A 19,712-nucleotide genomic window follows, 5' to 3' on the forward strand; every position below is an offset into this window, starting at 1 on the left:
CAACTGAATCTTTGAGGCCCCCTTCGTCCTCTTACTCGGTGGGAAGGAAGAGAGATCACCGAGCTCCGGAGGTGCTGGTCGTGTACGAGGTCGGGGAAGCCGGTCCGGCTGCGGTGCTGCTGAATCGGGCGGCGTCAGGGGACGAACAGGCGTGGCGGGAACTGGTGGACGTGTACACGCCGGTGATCTGGGGTGTCTCGCGAGCGTTCGCCGGCAGCACCGCCGATGCCGAGGACGTCTGCCAGGCGACCTGGCTGTCGCTGGCGGAGAACCTCGAGCGCCTCCGCCATCCCGAGGCGCTGCCCGGCTGGCTGGTCACCACCGCCAGGCGCGAGGCGATCAGATTGCGCCGCGCCCGTGCGAGAGAGGCGCCGGTCGGGCTCGACACCGACCACCTGGGCGCGACCGAGCACTCCGAGGCCGCCGAGAAGCTGGCGCTGCGCATGGTGTCCGGCACGCGCCTGGCGAAGGCGTTCGGAGCGCTGCCGCAGCGCTGCCAGCAGCTCCTGCGGGTCTTGGCGGTCACGCCAGAGGCGAGCTACGCCCAGGTCAGCGAGGCGTTGGGAATACCCAGAGGAACGATCGGCCCGAAGAAGGGCCGGTGCCTGGCCGAGCTGCGCAGGCGGCTCGTCGGCACCGATCTGCCCGAGGAGGTGGCGGGATGAAGCAGTCGATCCCGGCGGAACTGCGCCGGTTGCGCGAGATGTTCCAGACCCAGGACCCGGTCCCGGACCGAGTGCTGGCCGACTCGTACGCGGCGGTCGCTCTGCGCGCGGCCGGCCGAGACCGGGGGGAGCTCAAGCTCGTCGGCGATTCCGCTGACGAACTCGTCGGAGTGCGTTCCGGGAGACCGCGGCCGCGCGTGCTGACGTTCGCGATGCCCGGACGGGTGCTCGAGATGGACCTGGTGCCCACGGCCGCCGGTCTGGTCACGGTGTCCGGGCTGGTGCTCAACCGGGCCGGACAGGCGACGCCGACCGGGGAGGTCGTGCTGCGCCACCCGGACGGTGAGCGCATCGGCGAACTGGACCGGCACGGCGCGTTCGAGGTGACCGAGGTTCCGCGCGGGCCGCTGAGCGTCGGCTTCCGCCCCGCGCGGGCAGAGGCCGCCATCGCCGATTGGCTGGTCTGTTGAGCGCCGCGACGGCGGTGGCACCGCCGGGCGCCATCGCAGCAGCGCTGCGCTGGCGCGACGAGGCGACCGCAGCACCGAGGGCCGCGCTGGTCGAGGCCGAGCGGCTGCTGTCCGGCGCGGCTCCGGAAGGCGAGTTGCGGGTGCTGGCCCGGCACATCGCCGCGCTCGCGGCGGTCGAGCTCGGACGGGTCGACGAGGCCCGCAGGCACGTGCGGCTCGGGCTCTCCACCGCGCAGCGCGGCGGATGGCCGAAGCGGGCGGCGCAGCTCCAGCTGACCTTGGCGTGGATCGAGCTGGAACGCGGGGCCACCGGCGCGAGCTGGGCCAACCTCGCCGCCGCCGAACCGCACCTGCCGGCCGAGGACCGGCCGCGGGCGACCTGCTTGCGCGGGCTGCTGCACTGCCAGCGCGGTCATCACCGCGACGCGCGGATGCGCCTGACCAGCGCGCTGGTGCACCTAGAGGGAGACCGGCACTGGAGCGCCAACGCGCTGCTCGGCCGCGGTCTGGCCAACCTCTACACCAACCGGTTGACCGAAGCCGAGCAGGACCTGGCCGCCGCCGAGCGGATCTTCGCCGCCGATGGCCGGGGAATGCGAGCAGCGGCCTGCACGCACAACCGTGGCTGCGTGGCGTTCCGGGCAGGCGATCTGCCTCTGGCGCTGCGGCTCTTCGAGGAGGCTGCGGCTGCTGGGCTCGACGGCACCGCGAACCCGGAGGCGCTCGTCGACCGGGGCGAAGCGCTCGCCGCGGCGGGACTGACCAGGCAGGCCCGCTCGGTCATGGAACAGGCCGCGCAGCGGTTGGCCGCCACCGGGAGGCAGGGCAGGCTCGCGGAAACCCGGCTGGCGCTGGCCGGATGCGCGCTGCGCGACGGCGATCCGGCCGCAGCGGCCGAGGCGGCGAGCGCGGCGCGACGGTTGTTCCGGGGGCAGAAGCGCCCGGCGTGGGCCGCTCTGGCGTCGGCGATCGTGTGGCAGGCCAAGCTGGCCTCAGGGCAGAACACCCGCTACGCGCTGACGGCGGCGCGCCGGGCGGCCGCTGCGTGCGAGGAGTTCGGGTGGCGTGCCACCGCTGCCGAGCTCCGTCTCGCGGCCGGGCGGACCGCGCAGCTGGCGGGGCTGAACTCGGTGGCGCGCAAGCTGCTCGGGCGCTGCGCCCAGCTCCGTGAGCGCGCCATGCCACCGCAGTTGCGAGCTCTGAGGTGGCTGGCCGAGGCGCTGCTCGCCGAGCAGGAGGGCAGCACCTCGCGGCTGTTGCGGGCATGCCGCGCCGGGCTCGAGGCCGTCGACGGTCAGGCCGCGGGCATGGCTCCGTTCGAACTGCGGGTGCACGCGCTCGGGTTGATCGACGAGCTCGGCGAGGTCGCCTTGCGCGCCGCGTTGCGCATCGGCGATCCCCAACTGGTGCTGCGCTGGACCGAGCGGTCCCGGGCCGGCGCGTTGCACCGGCGAGCGCTGCGCCCGCCGTCAGATCCGCGGCTCAACGCCGCCCTGGTCCGGTTGCGCGGGGCGGTGCTCGACGCTCAGCGCGCGGCAGATGTGCCGAGCGCGATGAGCACCGTTGCCGAGCTCGAAGAACGGGTGCGGCACCAGGCGGTTCTGGTGGAGGGCCGCACCGACCGGCTGCGCGCACCCGCCGAGCTCGGTGAGATCAGCGCGGAGCTCGGGGACGCCGTGCTGCTGAGCCTGTTCTCGGAACGGGGCCGGCTGTTCGCGGTGTCCATCGTGGACGGTGAGGTCGAACTGCACGTGCTCGGCCCCGAAGCCGCCGCGGAGAGCCAGGCGGTTCGGCTCCGGCACCTGCTCGCACGCCAGGCCTGCGGCATCGCCTCGCGAGCGGCACCGATGTTCGAGCACGGCGTCGAGCTGGCGGCCACCGAGCTCCAGGCGCAGCTGCTGGCGCCGGTGCTGCCCGCGCTCGATCAGGGACGTGAACTCGTCGTGGTGCCCACCGGTCGGCTGCACCTGCTGCCGTGGGCGGTGCTGCCCGCGTGCCGGGGCACCGCGGTCACGGTCAGCCCGTCGATCCGCTGCTGGCTGGGCGGAGCGGCGCGTGCTCGCGCGGCCGATCCGGCCGGGGCCAAGGTGTGGGTGGCGGGCCCGCATCTCGACCACGCCGAAACCGAGGTCGCCGCGCTGCAGCGGCGCAACGGAGGACGCGTGCTCACCGGGGCGAGGGCGAGAACCGATCTCGTCCTGTCCGAACTGGACGGAGCCCGCGTCGCGCACTTGGCCGCTCACGGTCACTTCCGCGATGACCAGCCGCTGCTGTCGTGCCTCGATCTCGACGACGGGCCGCTCTACGCGCACGACCTCGACGGCCTGCGCCGCAGCCCCACCACGGTCGTGCTCTCGGCCTGCGACGTGGGGAAGTCCGCGATCAGCAAGGGCGATCAGCTCAGCGGGCTGACCGCGACCCTGCTCGATCGCGGAACGGCGACGGTGATCGCGAGCGTCGTCCCGGTCCCCGACGAGCGGACGGCGGAGGTGATGCTGGCGCTGCACGACGCGCTCGACGAGGGCCTGCCACCGGCGGCAGCGCTCGCGGAAGCCCAAGCGCGGCACGGAGAAACCGGGTTCATCTGCATCGGCTACGGAGGTGGTTGAGCGACCGGACTACCGCAGCTTGTGGAGGCGGCGGATGCCCTCGTCGAGGACCTCGTCCTTCTTGCAGAACGCGAAGCGGACCAGGTGCCTGAAGTCGTCGGGGTTGTCGCAGAACACCTGAACCGGGATGGCCGCGACCCCGGCGCGCTCCGGCAGCGACCGGCAGAAGTCGGCGCCGTCGGTGAAACCGAGCGGCCGCACGTCGGCGCAGATGAAGTAGGTGCCCTCGCTGTCGAGCACGTCGAACCCGGCCTCGGTGAGGCCCTGCGACAACCGGTCCCGCTTGCCCTGCAGGTCGGAGCGGAGCCGATCCACCCAGGCAAGCTCGGTGCGCAGCGCGTGCGCGACGGCCGGTTGGAACGGTGCGCCGCCGACGAAGGTCATGAACTGCTTGGCGGCGCGCACGGCTCCGACCAGCTCGGCCGGACCGCACACCCAGCCGATCTTCCAGCCGGTGGCGCTGAAGCTCTTGCCGACGCTGGAGATCGACACGGTCCGGTCGGCCATGCCGGGCAGCCCGGCCAGCGGGTGGTGCTCGCGGCCGTCGAAGAGCAGGTGCTCGTAGACCTCGTCGGTGACCGCGACGACGTCGTTGTCCCGGCAGACCTCGGCGATCGCGGCCAGCTCGTCGTCGGTGAACACGGTGCCGGTCGGGTTGTGCGGCGAGTTGAGCACCAGCGCGCGCGTCTGCGGGCCGACGACCGACCGCAGCTGGTCGAGGTCGAGCTCGAACCGGTGGTCGGGCCCCTGGCGGAGACCGACCGTCTTGCGGACCCCGCCGGCCATGGCGACCGCGACCGGGTACGAGTCGTAGTACGGCTCGATGAGCACGACTTCATCACCGGGCTCGACCAGCGCGATCATCGTCGCCGTCAACGCTTCGGTGGCTCCGACGGTGACCAGCACCTGATCTTCCGGGGAGTGCTCGATGCCGTAGCGAGCGGCGCGGTGCTCGCTGATGGCCGCGCGCAGCTCGGGCTCACCCGCGCCGGGCGGGTACTGGTTCACGCCGTTGGCGATGGCCTCCTGCGCGACGCGCAGCATGCTCTCCGGGCCGTCGGTGTCGGGAAATCCCTGGCCGAGGTTGACCGCGCCGGTCCGGCGGGCCAGCTCGGTGATCTCCGCGAAGATCGTGGACGTGAAGGGCCGGAGGCGGGAGGTCAGAGCAGGAGTGCGCACGCCTGCGGAGCCTAATGCATCGGACGAAGCCCGTGACCAGCGTTTTGTTCCCGCCTCAGGAGCTTCGGCGGCGGCGCGGACACGGGTATGAGGAAGGCCACGCCACCACGTTCGCCCCGTTTCGTCCGGAAACGCTGCAACAATCGATGTGTGCACCCCACATCGGTTCCCGATACGGAAAAGCGCCGGAGTCTTCGGCGGATGAAGGCCGTTGCCACCGGATTCCTGCTGGTGGCGGTCGTGGTCTACTTCTTCGCCCGCTGGCAGGAGAACGCCGGGGCCGGCGCCTGGGTGGGCTACGTCCGAGCCGCTGCCGAAGCGGGCATGGTCGGCGCGCTCGCCGACTGGTTCGCGGTGACCGCGCTGTTCCGCCGCCCGCTGGGGCTGCCGATCCCGCACACCGCGATCATCCCGACCCGCAAGGACACCATCGGCCGCAGCCTCGGTGACTTCGTCGGCACCAACTTCCTCGCCGAGGACGTGGTGCGGGACAAGCTGCGCAGCGCGGAGATCAGCCGCCGGATCGGGCTCTGGCTCGACGCCGACGATCACGCCGAGCGGGTCACCTCCGAGCTGGCCACGGCCGTGCGCGGTGCCGTGCAGGTGCTCCGCGACGACGACGTGCAGGCGATCATCGAGCACGGCGTGGTCCGCAAGCTCGTCGACCAGCAGTGGGGGCCGCCGCTGGGCCGCATCCTGGGCCAGGTGTTCAGCGACGGCTCGCACCACAAGCTGGTCGACCTGGTCTGCGACCGCGCCTACGACTGGGTGCGCGACAACCACGAGACCGTGCTGCGGGTGGTGAGCCAGCGGGCGCCGTCCTGGTCGCCGAAGTTCGTCGACGCGATGCTGGCGGACAAGATCTACGCCGAGGTCCTCTCCTTCGCCTGGGCGGTGCGGACCGACTCGGAGCACCCGATGCGGCAGGCGGTGGACCGCTTCCTGGTCGAGTTCGCCGAGGACCTGCAGCACGACGAGAAGACGATGGCCAGGGCCGAGCAGATCAAGCACCAGGTGCTCGAGCACCCCGAGGTGCAGAACCTGGTGTCCTCGGCCTGGGGCACCGCGAAGAAGATGCTGCTCAACGCCGCCGAAGACTCCTCCAGCGAGTTGCGCGTGCGGGTCAGGGACGGTCTCCGCTCGCTCGGCGCCCGGCTTCACGCCGAACCCGAGCTGCGCGCCAAGGTGGACGGCTGGCTGGAGGGCGCCGCGACCTACGTCGTGGCCAACTACCGGGACGAGCTGACCACGCTGATCACCGACACGGTGGAGCGCTGGGACGCCCAGGACACCTCGCGCAAGATCGAGCTCCAGGTCGGCCGCGACCTGCAGTTCATCCGCATCAACGGCACCGTGGTCGGCGCCCTGGCCGGCCTCGCGATCTACACGATCTCGGAGCTGCTGTTCTGAGGTTGGGCGACGGGCACCCGATCTCTGCGAGCGCCTAAGCCGTGGTGTGCCTCTCGCGCCAGGAGCGGGCCTTCTCCCTGTTGCCGCAGACGCGCATCGAGCACCAGGTGCGGGATCGGTTGCGGGAGCGGTCGTAGAAGGCCCACAGGCAGTCCTCGGCCGGGCAGATCTTGATCCGATCCCAGTGCTCGGTGTGCACCAGGCGCGCGGCGGCCACGAGGACGCTGCCGAGCGCGTCCACACCGACCAGCGACGGGACGCCGTTGCGCAGCTGGACCTGCACCGGCCACGTCGTGTTCGCGAAGCCTGCGGGACGCATCCCGCAGGAGACCGCCGAGCGCATCGTGTCGCGCATTTCGCGGGCGGCTTCGACCTCGGGAACCACGACCAGTCCGCGTTCGGTGCACCACCGCTGCCAGTCGGCGTGATCGCCGAGGGCTTCGGTGCCCTTCTCCGCGTCGCAGGTGTTGAGGAAGGCCAGGACTAGCTCGATGTCGTGGTCGAAGTCGAGTCCGACCGCCTCCAGCACGGACGCGCGGTCCACTTCCGGAGCGACAGCTCTGCTGTTCACGGACACCATCGTAAGCCAGTAGGGGGTTGCGGCCGACCCCGCTAACCAGCATCCTGCCTCTTGACGGTTAGTAACCGTCGTCACACGTTCATCGGTTAGGGAGGAGATGAGGATGACCGCGCTGAAGCTCGCCGCGTACGCGATCGACTGCACCGACCCGCGACGACTCGCCGAGTTCTACGGGCGCTTGCTCGGCTGGGAGATCGACGAGCCGGAGTCCGAGGATCACTGGGTGGAGCTCGCCGATCCGTCGGGTGGGGCCCCGCTCGCCTTCCAACTGGCCCCGGACCACCGGCCTTCCAGCTGGCCGAGCCCGGAGGTTCCGCAGATGGCGCACCTCGACGTCCGGGTGCGCACGCTCGACGAGGGGCACGAGCGAGCGCTGGCCGCGGGAGCGGTCCAGCTGCCGCAACCGGCTGATCGGCTCGACGCGGACTTCCGCGTCTACGCCGATCCAGAAGGTCATCCCTTCTGCATGTGCGCAGCTCAGTAGGGTTGTTCGCGGAGTGGGAGCAAGGTGTTAGCTGGGTGCTTGCAATAGTTAGCACTCGGCGTTATCGTGGGTCTTGAGCCGGAGAGGTGCCCGATGGAGCGGATGGACAAAGCCGTCCCCAAAGCTGTGAACCAGGCGGTCAGCGACCTCGGGAGCTACATCCGGACCCAACGCAACAACGCGCAGATCTCGTTGCGGCAGCTGGCGAAGCTCGCCGGAGTGTCCAACCCGTATCTGAGCCAGGTCGAACGCGGCCTGCGCAAGCCGAGCGCGGAGATCCTGCAGCAGATCGCCAAGGGTCTGCGGATCTCCGCCGAGGCGCTCTACGTGCAGGCCGGGATCCTGGAAAGCCGCGAGTCAGGGCCCGTGGTCGACGCGGTCCTCGCCGACCCGGAGCTCAACGAGCGGCAGAAACAAGTGCTTCTGGACATCTACTCCTCGTTCCGGCGCGAGCAGGACGCCGCGGAGGACGGGGACACCGACGGGAACACCCACCAACCCGAGGAGTGAACCGCGATGCCGGCTTTCCCCAAGACCGACGACGTCAACAAGGCCTTCAAGGACGGCGTCGACCAGGCGCGCACCCCGCTGCTGGCGGCGCTGGGCGCCGGTGACCTGGCCGCTCAGGCCGTGCTCGACGCCGTGAACAAGTTCCGCACGCAGGTCAACGAGCGCACCGAGTCCGCCCGCTCCGAGCTGCCCAAGGACTTCACCGAGTTCAAGGCGAAGCTGGACCCGTCCGAGGTCCGCAAGCAGCTGGAGACCTACGGCGAGTCGGCCCGCAAGATCTACGACCAGCTCACCGAGCACGGTGAGGAGACCTTCAAGAAGCTGCAGGACTCCTCGCAGGTGAAGAAGGTCCGCGAGCAGGTGGGCACCGCACAGGGCCGGGTCGAGGACACCGTCGGCGACGTGCGCGGCCTGGCCGACGACGTGCTGGGCCGGGTCACCCGGACCTTCACCAACGAGGAGACCGGCGCTTCGGAGCCGGAGACCGCCCAGTCGACCCCGGCCGAGCCCGCCACCACGCCGGCCGCGAAGCCGGCCGAGGCCAAGGCGACCGCGAAGCCCGCTGAGCCCAAGCCCGCTCAGGCGAAGCCCGCCGAGGCCAAGCCGGCTGCGGCCAAGGCCACACCGGCGGCCAAGCCGGCCGCCCCCAAGGCGACCACCGCCAAGAAGTCGACCAGCCCCAAGACCAGCGGCAACTGATCACCGCGAGCGCCGGTCCCGGTACCCGAGGGGTGCCGGGACCGACCGCTGTGAAGGCGGGTGCCTTCCGCTGAGCCCGACACGTAAGGTGGAGCCGTGGGTTTTTCGAGCGGAATGCCGCTGTACTGGTGGATCCTGTCGGTCATCTGGATCGCGGGCGTCCCGGTCGGTGTTTTCGCGTTCGTGCACGCCGCGCTGCAGCGCGCGGATGCCTTCACGGCCGCGGACAAGCTGAACAAACTGGCCTGGATGGGGATCACCGGCGCCGCCGCGGTCCTGCTGATCCTCGACATGCGCGGTCCGTACGGGATCATCTGGATCGCCGGTCTGGTCGCCGCGCTCGTCTACATCGTCGACGTGCGGCCCAAGGTCAAGGAAGTCCAGGGACGGTCCTGGTAGTGCGCGCCCGCTCGCGGGTGCTCGGGACCGGCGCCCCGGTGACGCTGGTCGTGCACGGACTCGGCGCGACCGAGGGCGAAGCACGGATCCCCGCATCCGGATTGCGCGGCACCCGGGTCGTGGTGACCCTGCCCGGCCACGGATCGGCTCCGGACGCTCCGGCGGGCTACTGGAACTACGGTTCGGTCGCCGCCGACGTGCTCGCGGTCGCCGACGAGGCCGGTGCGACGCAAGCGGTCGGCGTCTCGCTCGGATCCGGCGCGCTGACCCGCATCGCCGCCGAACGTCCCGACCGCTTCCAGCGGCTCGCGCTGCTGCTCCCCGCGGCCTTGGACCGTCCTCGTGAGCCCGCCGCGGCCTGGGCTTACGAGCGCCTGGCCGATGCCGTTGCCGCCGACGACGGCGGTGCGAGCCTGCGCGAGGTCCTGGCCGCCGAGATCCCGCCCGGTGTCGAGGTCGGCGATCACCTCGACCAGCGGGCCCACGCCCTCTCCCGGCTCTCCGAAGCGCTGCGCGACCTGCCCGAGCAGGTCCCCGTCCCGGACGCGGGCGCCTTGGCCGAGGCCACCGCGGAGGTGCTGGTCATCGGTGCGACCGACGATCCCCTGCACCCGGCGTCGGCCGCGAAGGCGACGGCTGCCGCGTTCCGCGAGGCGCGGCTGGAGCTCCTGGAGTCGCAGGCCCCGATGCTCACCCACCGCAGGCAGCTCCGGGACCTGCTGACGAACTTCCTGCGCTGAAGCCTCTATCGTTCGGGCCATGGGATTCGACTGGTCCGAAGCGGCGGGAAAGCTGGACGTCACCACTGCGCTCGAACGGCTCGACCTGCTGGCCGATCCGGTCGCCGAGTCCGTGCGCGGCATCGGTGACGACCGGGTGGGTGCCACCGAGATCGACCCCGAACTCGCCGACACCGCCGCGTTCTGCGAGGAGTACGGCTCGCCGCTGGAGCGGTCGGCGAACTGCGTGGTGGTCGCGGGCAAGCGGTCCGGCGAGGTCCGCCACGCGGCGTGCGTCGTGCTGGCCACCACCCGGGCCGACGTCAACGGCGTGGTCAAGCGCCGGCTCGACGTCCGCAAGGCGTCCTTCGCCGCGATGGACGAGGCCGTGTCGCTGACCGGCATGGAGTACGGCGGGATCACCCCGTTCGGGCTCCCCGACTCGTGGCCGGTCCTGATCGATCCGAGGGTCGTCGAGGCGGGCGTGGTGGTCGTGGGGAGCGGCCTCCGCCGCAGCAAGCTCATCACCCCGGCGGAAGTCCTCGCAGCACTCCCCACCGCAGAGATCGTCGAAGACCTCGCCCGCTGATCCCGTCCCAGTTTTAGTCATAACTGAGCCGACATTTCGGGCGCGGAGGGTCCTCGGTTTGGACTAAAACTGGGACCTGGTGCGGCGCGCCTTCCCGGAACGGCTCCGAGATCGGGCGCTCAGAAGACGACTGTGCGCTTGGCGTGGACCAGGACTCTGTCCTCGACGTGGGCTCGGAGGCCCTTGGCCAGGACCATCTTCTCGATGTCGCGGCCCTTGCGGACCATGTCGGCCACGTCGTCGGTGTGATCCACCCGGATCACGCCCTGCTCGATGATCGGTCCCGCGTCGAGCTCCGCCGTCACGTAGTGGCAGGTCGCGCCGATCAGCTTCACCCCGCGCTCGTAGGCCTGGTGGTACGGCCGGGCACCGGCGAACGACGGCAGGAAGCTGTGGTGGATGTTGATCGCCTTCCCGGTCCACCGCTCGCACAGCTCCGGCGGCAGCACCTGCATGAAGCGGGCCAGCACGATCGCGTGCGGGTCGTGCTCCTCCGCCAGTGCCCTGACCTGGTCGAACGCAGCCGCCTTGGCGTCGGGGTCGGTGCTGAAGGGCACGTGGTGGAACGGGATCCCGTGCGCCTCGGTGATCGGGCCGAGCTCGGGGTGGTTCCCGATCACCGCGCACAGCTCGACGTCCAGCTCGCCCGAAGCGACCCGGCCGAGGAGGTCGTGCAGGCAGTGCGCTTCCTTGGAGACCAGGACGACGACTCGGCGACGTTCGGCGGTGTCCCAGATCCGCCACTCGGCGCGCTCGCTGAGCTCCTCGGCGACGGAGGCGAAGCGTGCGCGCAGCTCGTCGACGCCGAAGGGCAGGGAGTCCGCGCGCACCTCCTGCCGGGTGAAGAACCAGCCGGTCGCCGTGTCGGTGTGGTGACCGGCCTCCACGATCCAGCCGCCGTGCTCGGCGAGGAAACCGGAGACGCGGGCGACGATCCCGGTGCGGTCGGGGCAGCCGAGGCTGATGACGAAACGGCGTTCGGAAGAGCTCACGAAGATGATTGTTGCAGGTGGGGTGGGTTCTCTCAGCGTCCGGCGGCCACGTCGGCGAGTGCGGTGTCGCCGGTGACCACAGCGGAACTCGGTCGTCCCCACACGCGGCGGTAGAGGGCGTCGGCGGTCCCGGCGACGGTCGCGCCGGTCTCCAGCCCGGCGTCGGACGGAGCCCCGGTCGCAGGCGGTTCGCCCGCCCGGTAGGTCACCAGCCAGGCCCGGCCGGCGTCCGCCGCGTGGTAGAGCACCGTGCCCTCGTGCTGCCGGGTCGTCCAGTCGCCCAGCGGCAGCAGCCTGGTCAGCATCTCGTCGATGCCGTCGGCCGCCAGCTCGGGATCGAAGAACAGGTCACCGCCCTGCCCGAGGGCGAGTTCGACGTCGAGGCGGTGGATCGCGGTCTCGTGCGCGACCCGCCGGGCCCAGTCCTCCGGGGTGGCGCTCGCGGAGAACCACCACACCTCGCGGTCGAGGTCCATCGTGGACAGCCGGGTTCGCAGGTCCTCGCGGAGCTCGTCCCACCAGGACAGCGCGGCGTCGAAATCCGCTGGCGCCTCGGCGATTTCCGGCCTGGTGCCGCCGGGCTCGACCGTCAGCGACGTCCGAGCGCGCGCGTAGGCGCGGGCGACGTGCCCGGTGAGCCGCCGGATGTCCCAGCCGGGGCAGGTGGGCACGACGGTGTCCGGGTCCGCCTGCAGCACCGCGCGCCGGAAGGACTCCGCTTGCTCCTGGAACGCCCTGAGGTGGAAGTCGAGAGCCATGCCCCCATTAAAGTCGCTTCGCCCCGCACGCGAAAAGGAACGACTCCCGCGGGTCGTCGCGGTCCCCGCGGAAACCCTGTGCCGGAAGGCGGCTCAGATCTCCGGGGCGACCGTCGTCCAGGGGACGGTGAGCTCTCCGAGGCGCCAGCGGCGGCGCCGGTCGAGCACCGGCCAGCCCCGCTCGGCGAACAGGCCGACGGCGTGCGCCCAGCGCGCCCGGGGACCGAAGGGGGCCAGCGGAGCGGCCTTGGCCCAGCACACGTCGAGCTCGGTGAGCAGCGCGTGGATCCGCTCACCCGGAACGTTGCGGTGGATCAGCGTCTTGGGCAGGCGTTCGGCGAGGTCGGAGGGCTTCTCGATGTCCGAGGGCAGGCAGGCGAAGGTGAGCGTGCGCGGCCCTTCCCGGGTGAGGGTCACCCAGCAGCAGCGGCGGCCGATCTCGTCGCAGGTCCCCTCGACCAGCAGTCCTTCGGGCGCGAGGCGGGAGCACAGCTCGTCCCAGGCCTTCCACGCTTCCGGTTCGGTGTACTGCCGCAGCACGTTGAGCGCTCGGATCAGCGCGGGACCGGAGGCGCCGCGAATCCCCGCGGCGAGCCCGGCGAGTTCGAAGCCGCCGCGGCGGAACTCCAGCCGGGGAGGGTCGGCGACGGCCTTGCCCGCTGCCACCCGGTCGGGGTCGATCTCCAGGCCGACCACCCGCAGCCGCGGGTGCAGCCCGGACAGCCGCTGCGCGAGTTCGACCGTGGTCGTCGGGGTGGCACCGTAGCCGAGGTCGATGACCACCGGCTCGTCCGAGCTGCGCACGGCCCGCGCCACCTGCGGCGTTCCCGCGATCCAGCGGTCGATGCGGCGCAGCCGGTTGGGGTTCGTGGTGCCCCGGGTCGGCATGCCCATCGCCCTGGCGCGGCCGGCGGCGAGCCGTGGGTTGCGCTTCTTCGGAACGTTCATCGCGGCTCAGCCGCGCTGGGCCAGCCAGGCGGCGGTGAAGTTGTCCTCGTCCACCAGCATCTTCTGCACCTGGTCGACGACGAGGTCTTCGAGCTTGCCGGAGACGAAGGGGACGGTGACCTTGACCGTGCCCTCCACGACGAGCTCGCTGACGGCGGTGCCGGTCGGCGACACGAGGTCGCGCAACCACATCGATCCGGTGACCGAGCACGGCGCGCCGGCGATCTCCGCGGCGATCTCGCCGGTGTAGTGGCCGTCCTCCTCGCGTCGCCACGACTCGCTGCGGTCGATGAGGAGATCGCCGCCGACGACCGTTCGGGCCACCGACGGGAGCTTGTCGGCGGGGATGCCCTGCCGGGTCTGGAAGCGAGCGCCGTCGTCGGTGTCCACGTGCTTCACCAGCGACGCCGTGGATCCGCCGAGCTCCTCGAGGCGTGCTGCGAGGTAATCGGAATCGATCAGCGCCCGGTACACCTCGACGGCGGACCGTTCGGAGGTGCTGCGGTGCTCGATGCGGCGTGCCATGCAGCGGAGGTTACCTTTGGCAATCGTGAGTGCCTCTATGTCCGGTGCCGAAGAAGTGCGCGACGACACTGCCCTGCCCGGCGAGCGGCCGGGCCGCGGCTCGCCGCTCGCCGAGCACACGACCCTGCGGCTCGGCGGTCCCGCGACCGGCGCTGTGGTCGCCACCAGCGACGACGAGCTGATCGACGCGGTCAGGGCGGCCGACGACGGTGGACACCGGCTGCTGGTGCTCGGCGGCGGTTCGAACCTGGTCATCAGCGATGAGGGGTTCGCCGGTCACGTCGTGCGCATCGTCACGAAGGGCCGCGAGTACGACAACGTCGGTGACGGCGTGGTCCAGCTCACCGCCGAGGCGGGCGAGGACTGGGACGAGGTGGTCGCCGACTCGGTCGAGCAGGGCCTGGGCGGGCTCGAATGCCTGTCGGGCATCCCCGGTCTGGCCGGTGCGACCCCGGTGCAGAACGTCGGCGCCTACGGCGTGGAGATCTCGGAGCTGCTGGTCTCGGTGGACCTGCTGGACCGCCGCACCGGTCGGGTGCGCACCGTGCAGGCCGCTGATCTGGGCCTGACCTACCGCAACAGCGTCCTCAAGCACAGCGACGCCGCGGTGGTGCTGCGCGCGCGGTTCTCGCTCCGCGACAGCGGGCTGTCGGCGCCGATCCGCTACGCGGAGCTCGCCCGAACGCTGGGTGTCGAACCGGGCGAGCGGGTCGAGGCGGCGAAGGCGCGTCAGGCGGTGCTGGAGTTGAGGCGCGGCAAGGGCATGGTGCTCGATCCCGACGATCACGACACCTGGAGCGCGGGCTCGTTCTTCACCAACCCGATCATCGCCGAGGCGGACCTGCCCGAGGTGATCGCGGGCATCGCCGCGAAGGTCGGTGCCGACCAGCGGATTCCGCAGTACCCGGCCGAGGGCGGCGGCAAGCTGTCCGCGGCGTGGCTGATCGAGCGCGCCGGTTTCGCCAAGGGGCACCAGGGGCCGGGCGGGCGCGTGGCGCTGTCGAGCAAGCACACCCTCGCGCTGACCAACCGAGGTGGGGCCACCACCGCTGATCTGCTGGAACTCGCGCGCGAGGTCCGGGACGGCGTGCGTGCGGCCTTCGGGGTCACCCTCGTGCCGGAGCCGGTCATGGTCGACTGCGAGGTCTGACTAGCGACCGTAAGGGTGACTCTTAGTGACTGATTGATAACACTGCGTGTTAAATGGTGTGGGTGGAGGGGCCCACATGCTGAGCATCAGGGAACTGAGGGACCGGGCGGTGATCCGCCCCATCAAGCGCGCCGTCGAGGATCAGCTGCTGGATCTGCCCGGCGTGACCGGCGTGGACATCGGCAGCAGGACGCGCGCGGGAAGCCGCCTCCGGGAGCAGGCGATCGTCGTGTCGGTGGTGGGCAAGCGTCCGCGCGAGTCACTCGCTCGTGCCGCTTGCGTGCCCACCGAGGTGTTCGGCATCCCGACGGACGTCGTCGAGGAGCAACCGGTCCTCCAGCACATCCACCGCGCGTGCGACGAGCAGCTGCCGTGGCCGAGGCGGGCGATCGGGTCCGACGACGGCCGCGCCGGCTGCCCGATCCGAGCGGTGCGCGGCGGCAGCGGCCTCGCGCCGTGCCGGTCGGTCCGGCTGGGTGTGCGCGACTACCACCGCATCGGCACCCTCGGGGTGATCGTGACCAGTGATTCCGCCGAACCGATGGGGCTCACGACCTTCGACGTGGGCTGCCTGGACGACGCGTGGTCGGTGGGTGACCGGATGGCCGACGCGGACAGCGGCAGGGTCCACGCCGAGCTCGCGCGGGCGGCGCTGTCCGGCAGGGTCGATGCGGCCGCCGTCAGCCTGGTCCCCGGGCTCGCGGCCTCCTGCGAGATCGGCGCTCTGGGGCAGGTGACCGGCCACGCCCGGGCCTATCCCGGCGAGCTGGTCCGCAAGCACGGGTTCGGCACCGGTCTCACCGACGGATTCGTGACGTCGGTGGACGCCACCATCCGGGTGGATCACGGGGCGGCGCTGGGGGTTCGGGTGCTGCGCGAGCAGATCCGGATCACCACCGACCAGCCGCGGTTCTGCGGCCAGGGCGATGCGGGAGCGGCCGTGGTCGATCCGGCGGGCCGGCTGGTGGGTCTGCACGTGGCCGGTGCGGGGGATGGCACGATCGGTTATGCGACTCCGATCGGGGACGTGCTCGCGGAGCTGGACGTCCGGCTCAACCCGCAATCGCAACCGCTCGGAGTCTGAGGGCGTTTCGCGCGCATCGTCCCGAAATATTCGCTGAAAGCCCTTTTCGGCGGAATGCACGTCTCGCGAGCCGGTTGACGTGCTCTTCGACGTTTGTGATGCGATGCACAGCGACGTTCGGACATCTTTTCGGGTCGCCACACGTCTTTCTTGGTGGGGGCGAGGAAATCCGTCGGCCGGGGAGAAGCGGGAAAGCGACCGCCTTTTCGGTGATGTCCTTTTTGTTCAGTTATGAACTCAATTTCAGAGAGGATTTTTCAAAGTGAGTGGTGTGATGCGGCTGCCGTGGCGCGTGTTGTTGGGGGCGCTGGCGGCCGTCCTGCTGATCTCGAGCTGTTCCGGGCAGCCTCAGGGACAGCCCGAGCCCGCTCCGCCGGTCGCCGCGGTCCACTTCGAGCCGGGTGCCGGTGCGGGTGAGGTCAGTCCGACCGCTCCGATCAAGGCCACGGTCGACCAGGGCCGCTTCGAGTCCGTCCAGCTGACCAACGCCGACGGCAAGGCCGTCGCCGGGCAGCTGTCGCCCGACGGCAAGAGCTGGCAGGCCACCGAGGCGTTGGGCTACGGCAAGGACTACACCTGGTCCGGGCAGGCCTCGGGTGCTGATGGGAAGAAGGCGCCGGTGCAGGGCTCCTTCAGAACGGTGCAGCCGAAGAAGACCGTCCGCGCCACGGTCAACCCGACCGACGACGCGCAGGTCGGCGTCGCGATGCCGATCAGCGTCAAGTTCGACGAGCCCGTCAAAGACAAGGCCGCCGCGGAGCGCGCGCTGAGCGTGCAGGCCTCCACACCGGTGGAGGGCTCGTGGGCGTGGTTGTCGGACAAGCAGGTCGACTACCGGCCCAAGGAGTACTGGCCGGCCAACACGCACGTCACGGTCAAGGCCGATCTCTACGGCGTGTCCTACGGCAACGGGTCCTACGGCCTGGCCGATCTGACCAGCGATTTCGACATCGGTCGCGCGCAGATCGTCAAGGCCGCGGTGGGCACCCACCAGATGGTCGTGATGCGCGACGGCAAGCAGGTCGCCAGTTACCCGGCCAGCTACGGCGAGGAGTACGACCCCGGGCGCAACACCCCGAACGGCACGTACATCGTGATGCAGAAGAACCCGGTCGAGATCATGGACAACCCGCGCTACGGCTACCACGACGTGCGCAAGACGTTCGCGGCCCGCTTCTCCAACCACGGTGAGTTCATCCACGAGAACCAGGAGAACGCCGCAGCGCTGGGCAAGGTCAACAACTCGCACGGCTGCGTCAACCTCAGCGCCGCCGACGCGAAGGCCTACTACGACAGCGCCCTGCTGGGAGATCCCGTCGAGGTGACCGGCTCGGCCAGTGCGATGGAGCCGCGCTACGACGTCTACGACTGGATCCTCACGTGGGACCAGTGGAAGGCCAAGTCGGCGCTGTGATCGATGTTGGGGGTGGGGAGGTTTTCATGAAAACTTCCCCACCCCCGGCACCACGCCGCGTGGGAGTGCGGACGGTCTGTGACGGAAGCCACCGAGGGGCTGCGGAGCGGAGGTTTCGCCGCCTCTCGGGGGTAGCGTCGTGGGTTGGCTCCGAGGTTTCGACGTGTCGACGGGAATGTTTCGGCGGCGTGCGGTGTCGGGGTTGATCGGGTCCGAACAACTCGGGCCGACCGGCTTGCGATGGGCAGCAGATGACTTCCAGGACATTACGCATGCGGCCTCGCCGCGCCGCCGTCTTCTCGTTGCACACCTCGCCGCTGGAGCAGCCCGGCACCGGTGACGCGGGCGGCATGAACGTCTACATCGCCCAGACGTCCCGCCGGCTGGCCGAATTGGGCACCGAGGTGGAGATCTTCACCCGTGCCACCTCGTCGGACGTCCCGCCGATCGCGGAACTGGCACCCGGCGTGCTGGTCCGCAACGTCGTCGCGGGCCCGTTCGAGGGCCTGGACAAGAACGAACTCCCCTCGCAGCTGTGCGCGTTCGCCGCCGGCGCGCTGCGGGTGGAGGCACGGCACGAACCGGGCTACTACGACCTCGTGCACTCGCACTACTGGTTGTCGGGTCAGGTCGGCTGGCTGGCGCGGGAGCGCTGGGGCGTGCCGCTGGTGCACACCGCGCACACCCTGGCGAAGGTCAAGAACGCGAGCCTGGCCGAGGGGGATTCGCCGGAACCGCGGGTCCGCGTTCTCGGCGAGGAGCAGGTGGTCGACCAGGCCGACATGCTCGTGGCCAACACCGATTTCGAGGCCACCGACCTCGTCGACCGCTACGGTGCCGATCCGGACGCGGTGGCCACCATCCCGCCCGGCGTGGACGTGGACGTCTTCACGCCCGGCGACGCGCAGGCCGCGCGCGATCGGCTGGGCGTTCCGGCCGGGGCGCTGGTGCTGGCGTTCATCGGGCGGATCCAGCCGCTGAAGGCCCCCGACGTGCTGCTGCGCGCCGCGGCTGAACTGCTGCGGCGCCGTCCCGAACTGCGCGAGCGGCTGGTCGTGCTGATCGTGGGCGGTCCGTCCGGCAGCGGGCTGGAGCGCCCCCGCGCCTTGCAGCAGCTGGCGGTGGATCTGGGGATCGACGACGTGGTGCGCTTCTTGCCGCCGCGCGGTGGTGCGGAGCTGGCGCAGGTGTACCGGGCGGCCGACGTGGTCGCGGTGCCCAGCCACAACGAGTCGTTCGGCCTGGTCGCGCTGGAGGCGCAGGCGTGCGGCACGCCGGTGGTGGCAGCTGCGGTCGGCGGTCTGCCGGTCGCGGTCCGCGACGGCGTGTCGGGGCTGCTCGTCGACGGTCACCGGACCGAGCAGTGGGCCGAGGCGCTCGGGTCGCTGGTGCTCGACGCCGGCTTGCGCGCGCGGCTGGCGAGCAACGCGCGTCCGCACGCGACGGCGTTCTCGTGGGCGCGGACCACCGAGTCGCTGCTCGACGCCTACGCGCAGGCCAAACTGGCCTTCCACCGGAATCTGCCGATCGAGGAGGTGACGGCGTGAGCCCCGAGCAGGTGATCGCGTCCACGCTGGAGGCCAACGAACTCGCCTACCAGGACAAGGGCGGCGGCCGGTACTTCGTGACGCTGCCGGGGACGAAGAAGCTGCAGACCAACTGCTGGCTGATCGTCGCCGAGCACGCGCTGCTCGTCGAGGCGTTCGTCTGCAGGCAGCCGGACGAGGCCCACGAGAACGTCTACCGCTACCTGCTGCGCCGGAACGCGAAGCTCTACGGCGTCCACTACACGATCGACAAGACCGGCGACATCTACTTGGTGGGCCGGATCGGTCTCCACGCGGTCACCGCGGAGGAGCTGGACAGGATTCTCGGCCAGGTCCTGGAAGCGGCCGACGGAGACTTCAACACCCTCCTGGAACTCGGCTTCGCCACGGCCATCCGCAGGGAATGGGCCTGGCGCGAGTCCCGAGGGGAGTCCCTCGCCAACCTCCAACCCTTCAAACAACTCGTGGACCAAGAAGACTGAAGGCAAAAGCCACAAAAGAGCACGTCAGGCAAGCGCCGAAGGTGCTTTCTCCTTGCCCCACCTGAGCAGCTTGCACCGCCGCGGGTTCTGAGACGTCGTCTGGCGAGTACGCCGCGACGCCGCGTATTCACATACTCAAGGAGTGGCGCGCGGAGTCCAGGCGGCGTCTCAGGTTCCGCTACTCGCACCGCTGAGCAAGGTGACCCCGAATAGAGAGCCCCCACGAGGGGGGCGGCTCGGGAGAGAGGGGGAGTCACGAGCTCGAGCCGCCCCACCACGGTGGTCCCGCCTGAAGGGCCGTAGGGCGGGGGGCACCCTGAGGCCAGGCGGGTGCGGTTCGTTGGGGGAGCTGAACCGCGTTTCTCGCTCTCGCAGGATCGGGGAGTGCGTGGGAGCCGATCAAGGAGAGCATTGTCAACTTCGCAGAGTTACGTAGCCGCCACAAGGCCGCCGCATTACTCCATTCGTGTGATGTTGTGAAAGAAATCTAAGGCACCTG

Annotated in this window: 21 protein-coding genes; 15 read left to right on the forward strand and 6 right to left on the reverse strand. The window is 70.6% G+C overall.

Going from position 1 to position 19,712, the window contains the following annotated elements; genetic code table 11:
- Window positions 1–38 precede the first annotated feature (38 nt).
- Genes FHU35_RS18070 through FHU35_RS18080 form a run of 3 tightly spaced genes read left to right on the forward strand, consistent with a single transcriptional unit; the run spans window position 39 to window position 3,744 of the window.
- Window positions 39–665: an RNA polymerase sigma factor gene (locus tag FHU35_RS18070; RefSeq protein ID WP_246110389.1), complete on the forward strand. Its 627-nt coding sequence runs from the start codon at window positions 39–41 to the stop codon at window positions 663–665.
- Window positions 662–1,135: a hypothetical protein gene (locus tag FHU35_RS18075; RefSeq protein ID WP_145741142.1), complete on the forward strand. Its 474-nt coding sequence runs from the start codon at window positions 662–664 to the stop codon at window positions 1,133–1,135. Before FHU35_RS18070 ends, FHU35_RS18075 begins: the two co-directional genes overlap by 4 nt.
- On the forward strand, window positions 1,132–3,744 hold the full coding sequence (locus tag FHU35_RS18080) for a CHAT domain-containing protein (protein WP_246110390.1): 2,613 nt from the start codon (window positions 1,132–1,134) through the stop codon (window positions 3,742–3,744). Before FHU35_RS18075 ends, FHU35_RS18080 begins: the two co-directional genes overlap by 4 nt.
- Window positions 3,745–3,753: 9 nt before the next feature.
- On the opposite strand, the gene FHU35_RS18085 is transcribed toward FHU35_RS18080, so the two are convergent.
- Complete coding sequence (locus tag FHU35_RS18085; RefSeq protein WP_145741144.1) at window positions 3,754–4,923, reverse strand: pyridoxal phosphate-dependent aminotransferase; 1,170 nt, start codon at window positions 4,921–4,923, stop codon at window positions 3,754–3,756.
- Window positions 4,924–5,124: 201 nt separating this feature from the next.
- On the opposite strand from FHU35_RS18085, the gene FHU35_RS18090 reads away from it, so the two are divergent.
- Window positions 5,125–6,333, forward strand: a complete 1,209-nt coding sequence (locus FHU35_RS18090; protein WP_145741146.1) for a DUF445 domain-containing protein — start codon at window positions 5,125–5,127, stop codon at window positions 6,331–6,333.
- A 34-nt stretch (window positions 6,334–6,367) separates the two neighbouring features.
- Here the strand turns inward: FHU35_RS18090 and FHU35_RS18095 are convergent, their stop codons facing one another.
- Window positions 6,368–6,913, reverse strand: a complete 546-nt coding sequence (locus tag FHU35_RS18095) for a CGNR zinc finger domain-containing protein (protein ID WP_145741148.1) — start codon at window positions 6,911–6,913, stop codon at window positions 6,368–6,370.
- Between the two features lie 103 nt (window positions 6,914–7,016).
- Between FHU35_RS18095 and FHU35_RS18100 the strand changes: the two genes are divergently transcribed.
- The 6 genes from FHU35_RS18100 (at window position 7,017) to FHU35_RS18125 (ending at window position 10,313) form a co-directional block, all read left to right on the forward strand.
- The gene (locus FHU35_RS18100) at window positions 7,017–7,397 is read left to right on the forward strand and encodes a VOC family protein (RefSeq protein WP_186459485.1); all 381 of its coding nucleotides are present in this window, start codon (window positions 7,017–7,019) and stop codon (window positions 7,395–7,397) included.
- 93 nt (window positions 7,398–7,490) lie between these two features.
- Window positions 7,491–7,907, forward strand: coding sequence for a helix-turn-helix domain-containing protein (locus FHU35_RS18105; RefSeq protein WP_145741152.1), 417 nt, complete (start codon window positions 7,491–7,493; stop codon window positions 7,905–7,907).
- A gap of 6 nt (window positions 7,908–7,913) precedes the next feature.
- Entirely contained in the window at window positions 7,914–8,606 is a 693-nt protein-coding gene (locus tag FHU35_RS18110; protein WP_145741154.1) for a hypothetical protein, read from the forward strand.
- 114 nt (window positions 8,607–8,720) lie between these two features.
- On the forward strand, window positions 8,721–9,005 hold the full coding sequence (locus FHU35_RS18115; protein WP_145741531.1) for a DUF2516 family protein: 285 nt from the start codon (window positions 8,721–8,723) through the stop codon (window positions 9,003–9,005).
- On the forward strand, window positions 9,005–9,745 hold the full coding sequence (locus FHU35_RS18120; RefSeq protein WP_145741156.1) for an alpha/beta fold hydrolase: 741 nt from the start codon (window positions 9,005–9,007) through the stop codon (window positions 9,743–9,745). Before FHU35_RS18115 ends, FHU35_RS18120 begins: the two co-directional genes overlap by 1 nt.
- A 19-nt stretch (window positions 9,746–9,764) precedes the next feature.
- Window positions 9,765–10,313, forward strand: a complete 549-nt coding sequence (locus FHU35_RS18125) for a YbaK/EbsC family protein (RefSeq protein ID WP_145741158.1) — start codon at window positions 9,765–9,767, stop codon at window positions 10,311–10,313.
- 119 nt (window positions 10,314–10,432) lie between these two features.
- Here the strand turns inward: FHU35_RS18125 and purU are convergent, their stop codons facing one another.
- The 4 genes from purU to FHU35_RS18145 all read right to left on the reverse strand — a co-directional run bounded on the left by purU (window position 10,433) and on the right by FHU35_RS18145 (window position 13,536).
- A complete protein-coding gene (gene purU, locus FHU35_RS18130; protein WP_145741160.1) occupies window positions 10,433–11,305 on the reverse strand; it encodes a formyltetrahydrofolate deformylase in 873 nt (290 codons plus the stop codon).
- 32 nt (window positions 11,306–11,337) lie between these two features.
- Window positions 11,338–12,063 (reverse strand): maleylpyruvate isomerase family mycothiol-dependent enzyme, encoded by a 726-nt coding sequence (locus tag FHU35_RS18135; RefSeq protein WP_145741162.1) that lies wholly within the window; start codon window positions 12,061–12,063, stop codon window positions 11,338–11,340.
- Window positions 12,064–12,156: 93 nt separating this feature from the next.
- Window positions 12,157–13,011 carry a class I SAM-dependent methyltransferase gene (locus FHU35_RS18140; protein ID WP_145741164.1) on the reverse strand — a complete coding sequence of 285 codons (855 nt, stop codon included), beginning with the start codon at window positions 13,009–13,011 and terminating at the stop codon, window positions 12,157–12,159.
- Window positions 13,012–13,017: 6 nt separating this feature from the next.
- Entirely contained in the window at window positions 13,018–13,536 is a 519-nt protein-coding gene (locus tag FHU35_RS18145) for a DUF2505 domain-containing protein (protein WP_145741166.1), read from the reverse strand.
- Between the two features lie 37 nt (window positions 13,537–13,573).
- On the opposite strand from FHU35_RS18145, the gene FHU35_RS18150 reads away from it, so the two are divergent.
- From FHU35_RS18150 to FHU35_RS18170, 5 genes are all read left to right on the forward strand, one after another.
- On the forward strand, window positions 13,574–14,686 hold the full coding sequence (locus tag FHU35_RS18150) for a UDP-N-acetylmuramate dehydrogenase (RefSeq protein ID WP_145741533.1): 1,113 nt from the start codon (window positions 13,574–13,576) through the stop codon (window positions 14,684–14,686).
- A 76-nt stretch (window positions 14,687–14,762) separates the two neighbouring features.
- The gene (locus FHU35_RS18155) at window positions 14,763–15,770 is read left to right on the forward strand and encodes a chymotrypsin family serine protease (protein WP_145741168.1); all 1,008 of its coding nucleotides are present in this window, start codon (window positions 14,763–14,765) and stop codon (window positions 15,768–15,770) included.
- A gap of 274 nt (window positions 15,771–16,044) precedes the next feature.
- Window positions 16,045–17,184: a L,D-transpeptidase gene (locus FHU35_RS18160; protein ID WP_145741535.1), complete on the forward strand. Its 1,140-nt coding sequence runs from the start codon at window positions 16,045–16,047 to the stop codon at window positions 17,182–17,184.
- A gap of 251 nt (window positions 17,185–17,435) precedes the next feature.
- The gene (gene mshA, locus FHU35_RS18165) at window positions 17,436–18,731 is read left to right on the forward strand and encodes a D-inositol-3-phosphate glycosyltransferase (RefSeq protein ID WP_145741170.1); all 1,296 of its coding nucleotides are present in this window, start codon (window positions 17,436–17,438) and stop codon (window positions 18,729–18,731) included.
- The gene (locus FHU35_RS18170; protein WP_145741172.1) at window positions 18,728–19,213 is read left to right on the forward strand and encodes a type III secretion system chaperone family protein; all 486 of its coding nucleotides are present in this window, start codon (window positions 18,728–18,730) and stop codon (window positions 19,211–19,213) included. The genes mshA and FHU35_RS18170 overlap by 4 nt, the downstream gene beginning before the upstream one ends.
- The last annotated feature ends 499 nt before the right edge of the window (window positions 19,214–19,712 follow it).

The organism is Saccharopolyspora dendranthemae (assembly GCF_007829955.1).
GTDB classification, from domain to species: domain Bacteria; phylum Actinomycetota; class Actinomycetes; order Mycobacteriales; family Pseudonocardiaceae; genus Saccharopolyspora; species Saccharopolyspora dendranthemae.

Bases quoted from the DNA above. Each gene is read 5' to 3' on its own strand.
- FHU35_RS18075 (WP_145741142.1), top strand. From the start codon at position 662: ATGAAGCAGTCGATCCCGGCGGAACTGCGCCGGTTGCGCGAGATGTTC.
- FHU35_RS18090 (WP_145741146.1), top strand. From the start codon at position 5,125: ATGAAGGCCGTTGCCACCGGATTCCTGCTGGTGGCGGTCGTGGTCTAC.
- FHU35_RS18095 (WP_145741148.1), bottom strand. From the start codon at position 6,913: ATGGTGTCCGTGAACAGCAGAGCTGTCGCTCCGGAAGTGGACCGCGCG.
- FHU35_RS18100 (WP_186459485.1), top strand. From the start codon at position 7,017: ATGACCGCGCTGAAGCTCGCCGCGTACGCGATCGACTGCACCGACCCG.
- FHU35_RS18105 (WP_145741152.1), top strand. From the start codon at position 7,491: ATGGAGCGGATGGACAAAGCCGTCCCCAAAGCTGTGAACCAGGCGGTC.
- FHU35_RS18110 (WP_145741154.1), top strand. From the start codon at position 7,914: ATGCCGGCTTTCCCCAAGACCGACGACGTCAACAAGGCCTTCAAGGAC.
- FHU35_RS18115 (WP_145741531.1), top strand. From the start codon at position 8,721: ATGCCGCTGTACTGGTGGATCCTGTCGGTCATCTGGATCGCGGGCGTC.
- FHU35_RS18125 (WP_145741158.1), top strand. From the start codon at position 9,765: ATGGGATTCGACTGGTCCGAAGCGGCGGGAAAGCTGGACGTCACCACT.
- FHU35_RS18135 (WP_145741162.1), bottom strand. From the start codon at position 12,063: ATGGCTCTCGACTTCCACCTCAGGGCGTTCCAGGAGCAAGCGGAGTCC.
- FHU35_RS18140 (WP_145741164.1), bottom strand. From the start codon at position 13,011: ATGAACGTTCCGAAGAAGCGCAACCCACGGCTCGCCGCCGGCCGCGCC.
- FHU35_RS18145 (WP_145741166.1), bottom strand. From the start codon at position 13,536: ATGGCACGCCGCATCGAGCACCGCAGCACCTCCGAACGGTCCGCCGTC.
- FHU35_RS18150 (WP_145741533.1), top strand. From the start codon at position 13,574: ATGTCCGGTGCCGAAGAAGTGCGCGACGACACTGCCCTGCCCGGCGAG.
- FHU35_RS18155 (WP_145741168.1), top strand. From the start codon at position 14,763: ATGCTGAGCATCAGGGAACTGAGGGACCGGGCGGTGATCCGCCCCATC.
- FHU35_RS18160 (WP_145741535.1), top strand. From the start codon at position 16,045: ATGCGGCTGCCGTGGCGCGTGTTGTTGGGGGCGCTGGCGGCCGTCCTG.
- mshA (WP_145741170.1), top strand. From the start codon at position 17,436: ATGACTTCCAGGACATTACGCATGCGGCCTCGCCGCGCCGCCGTCTTC.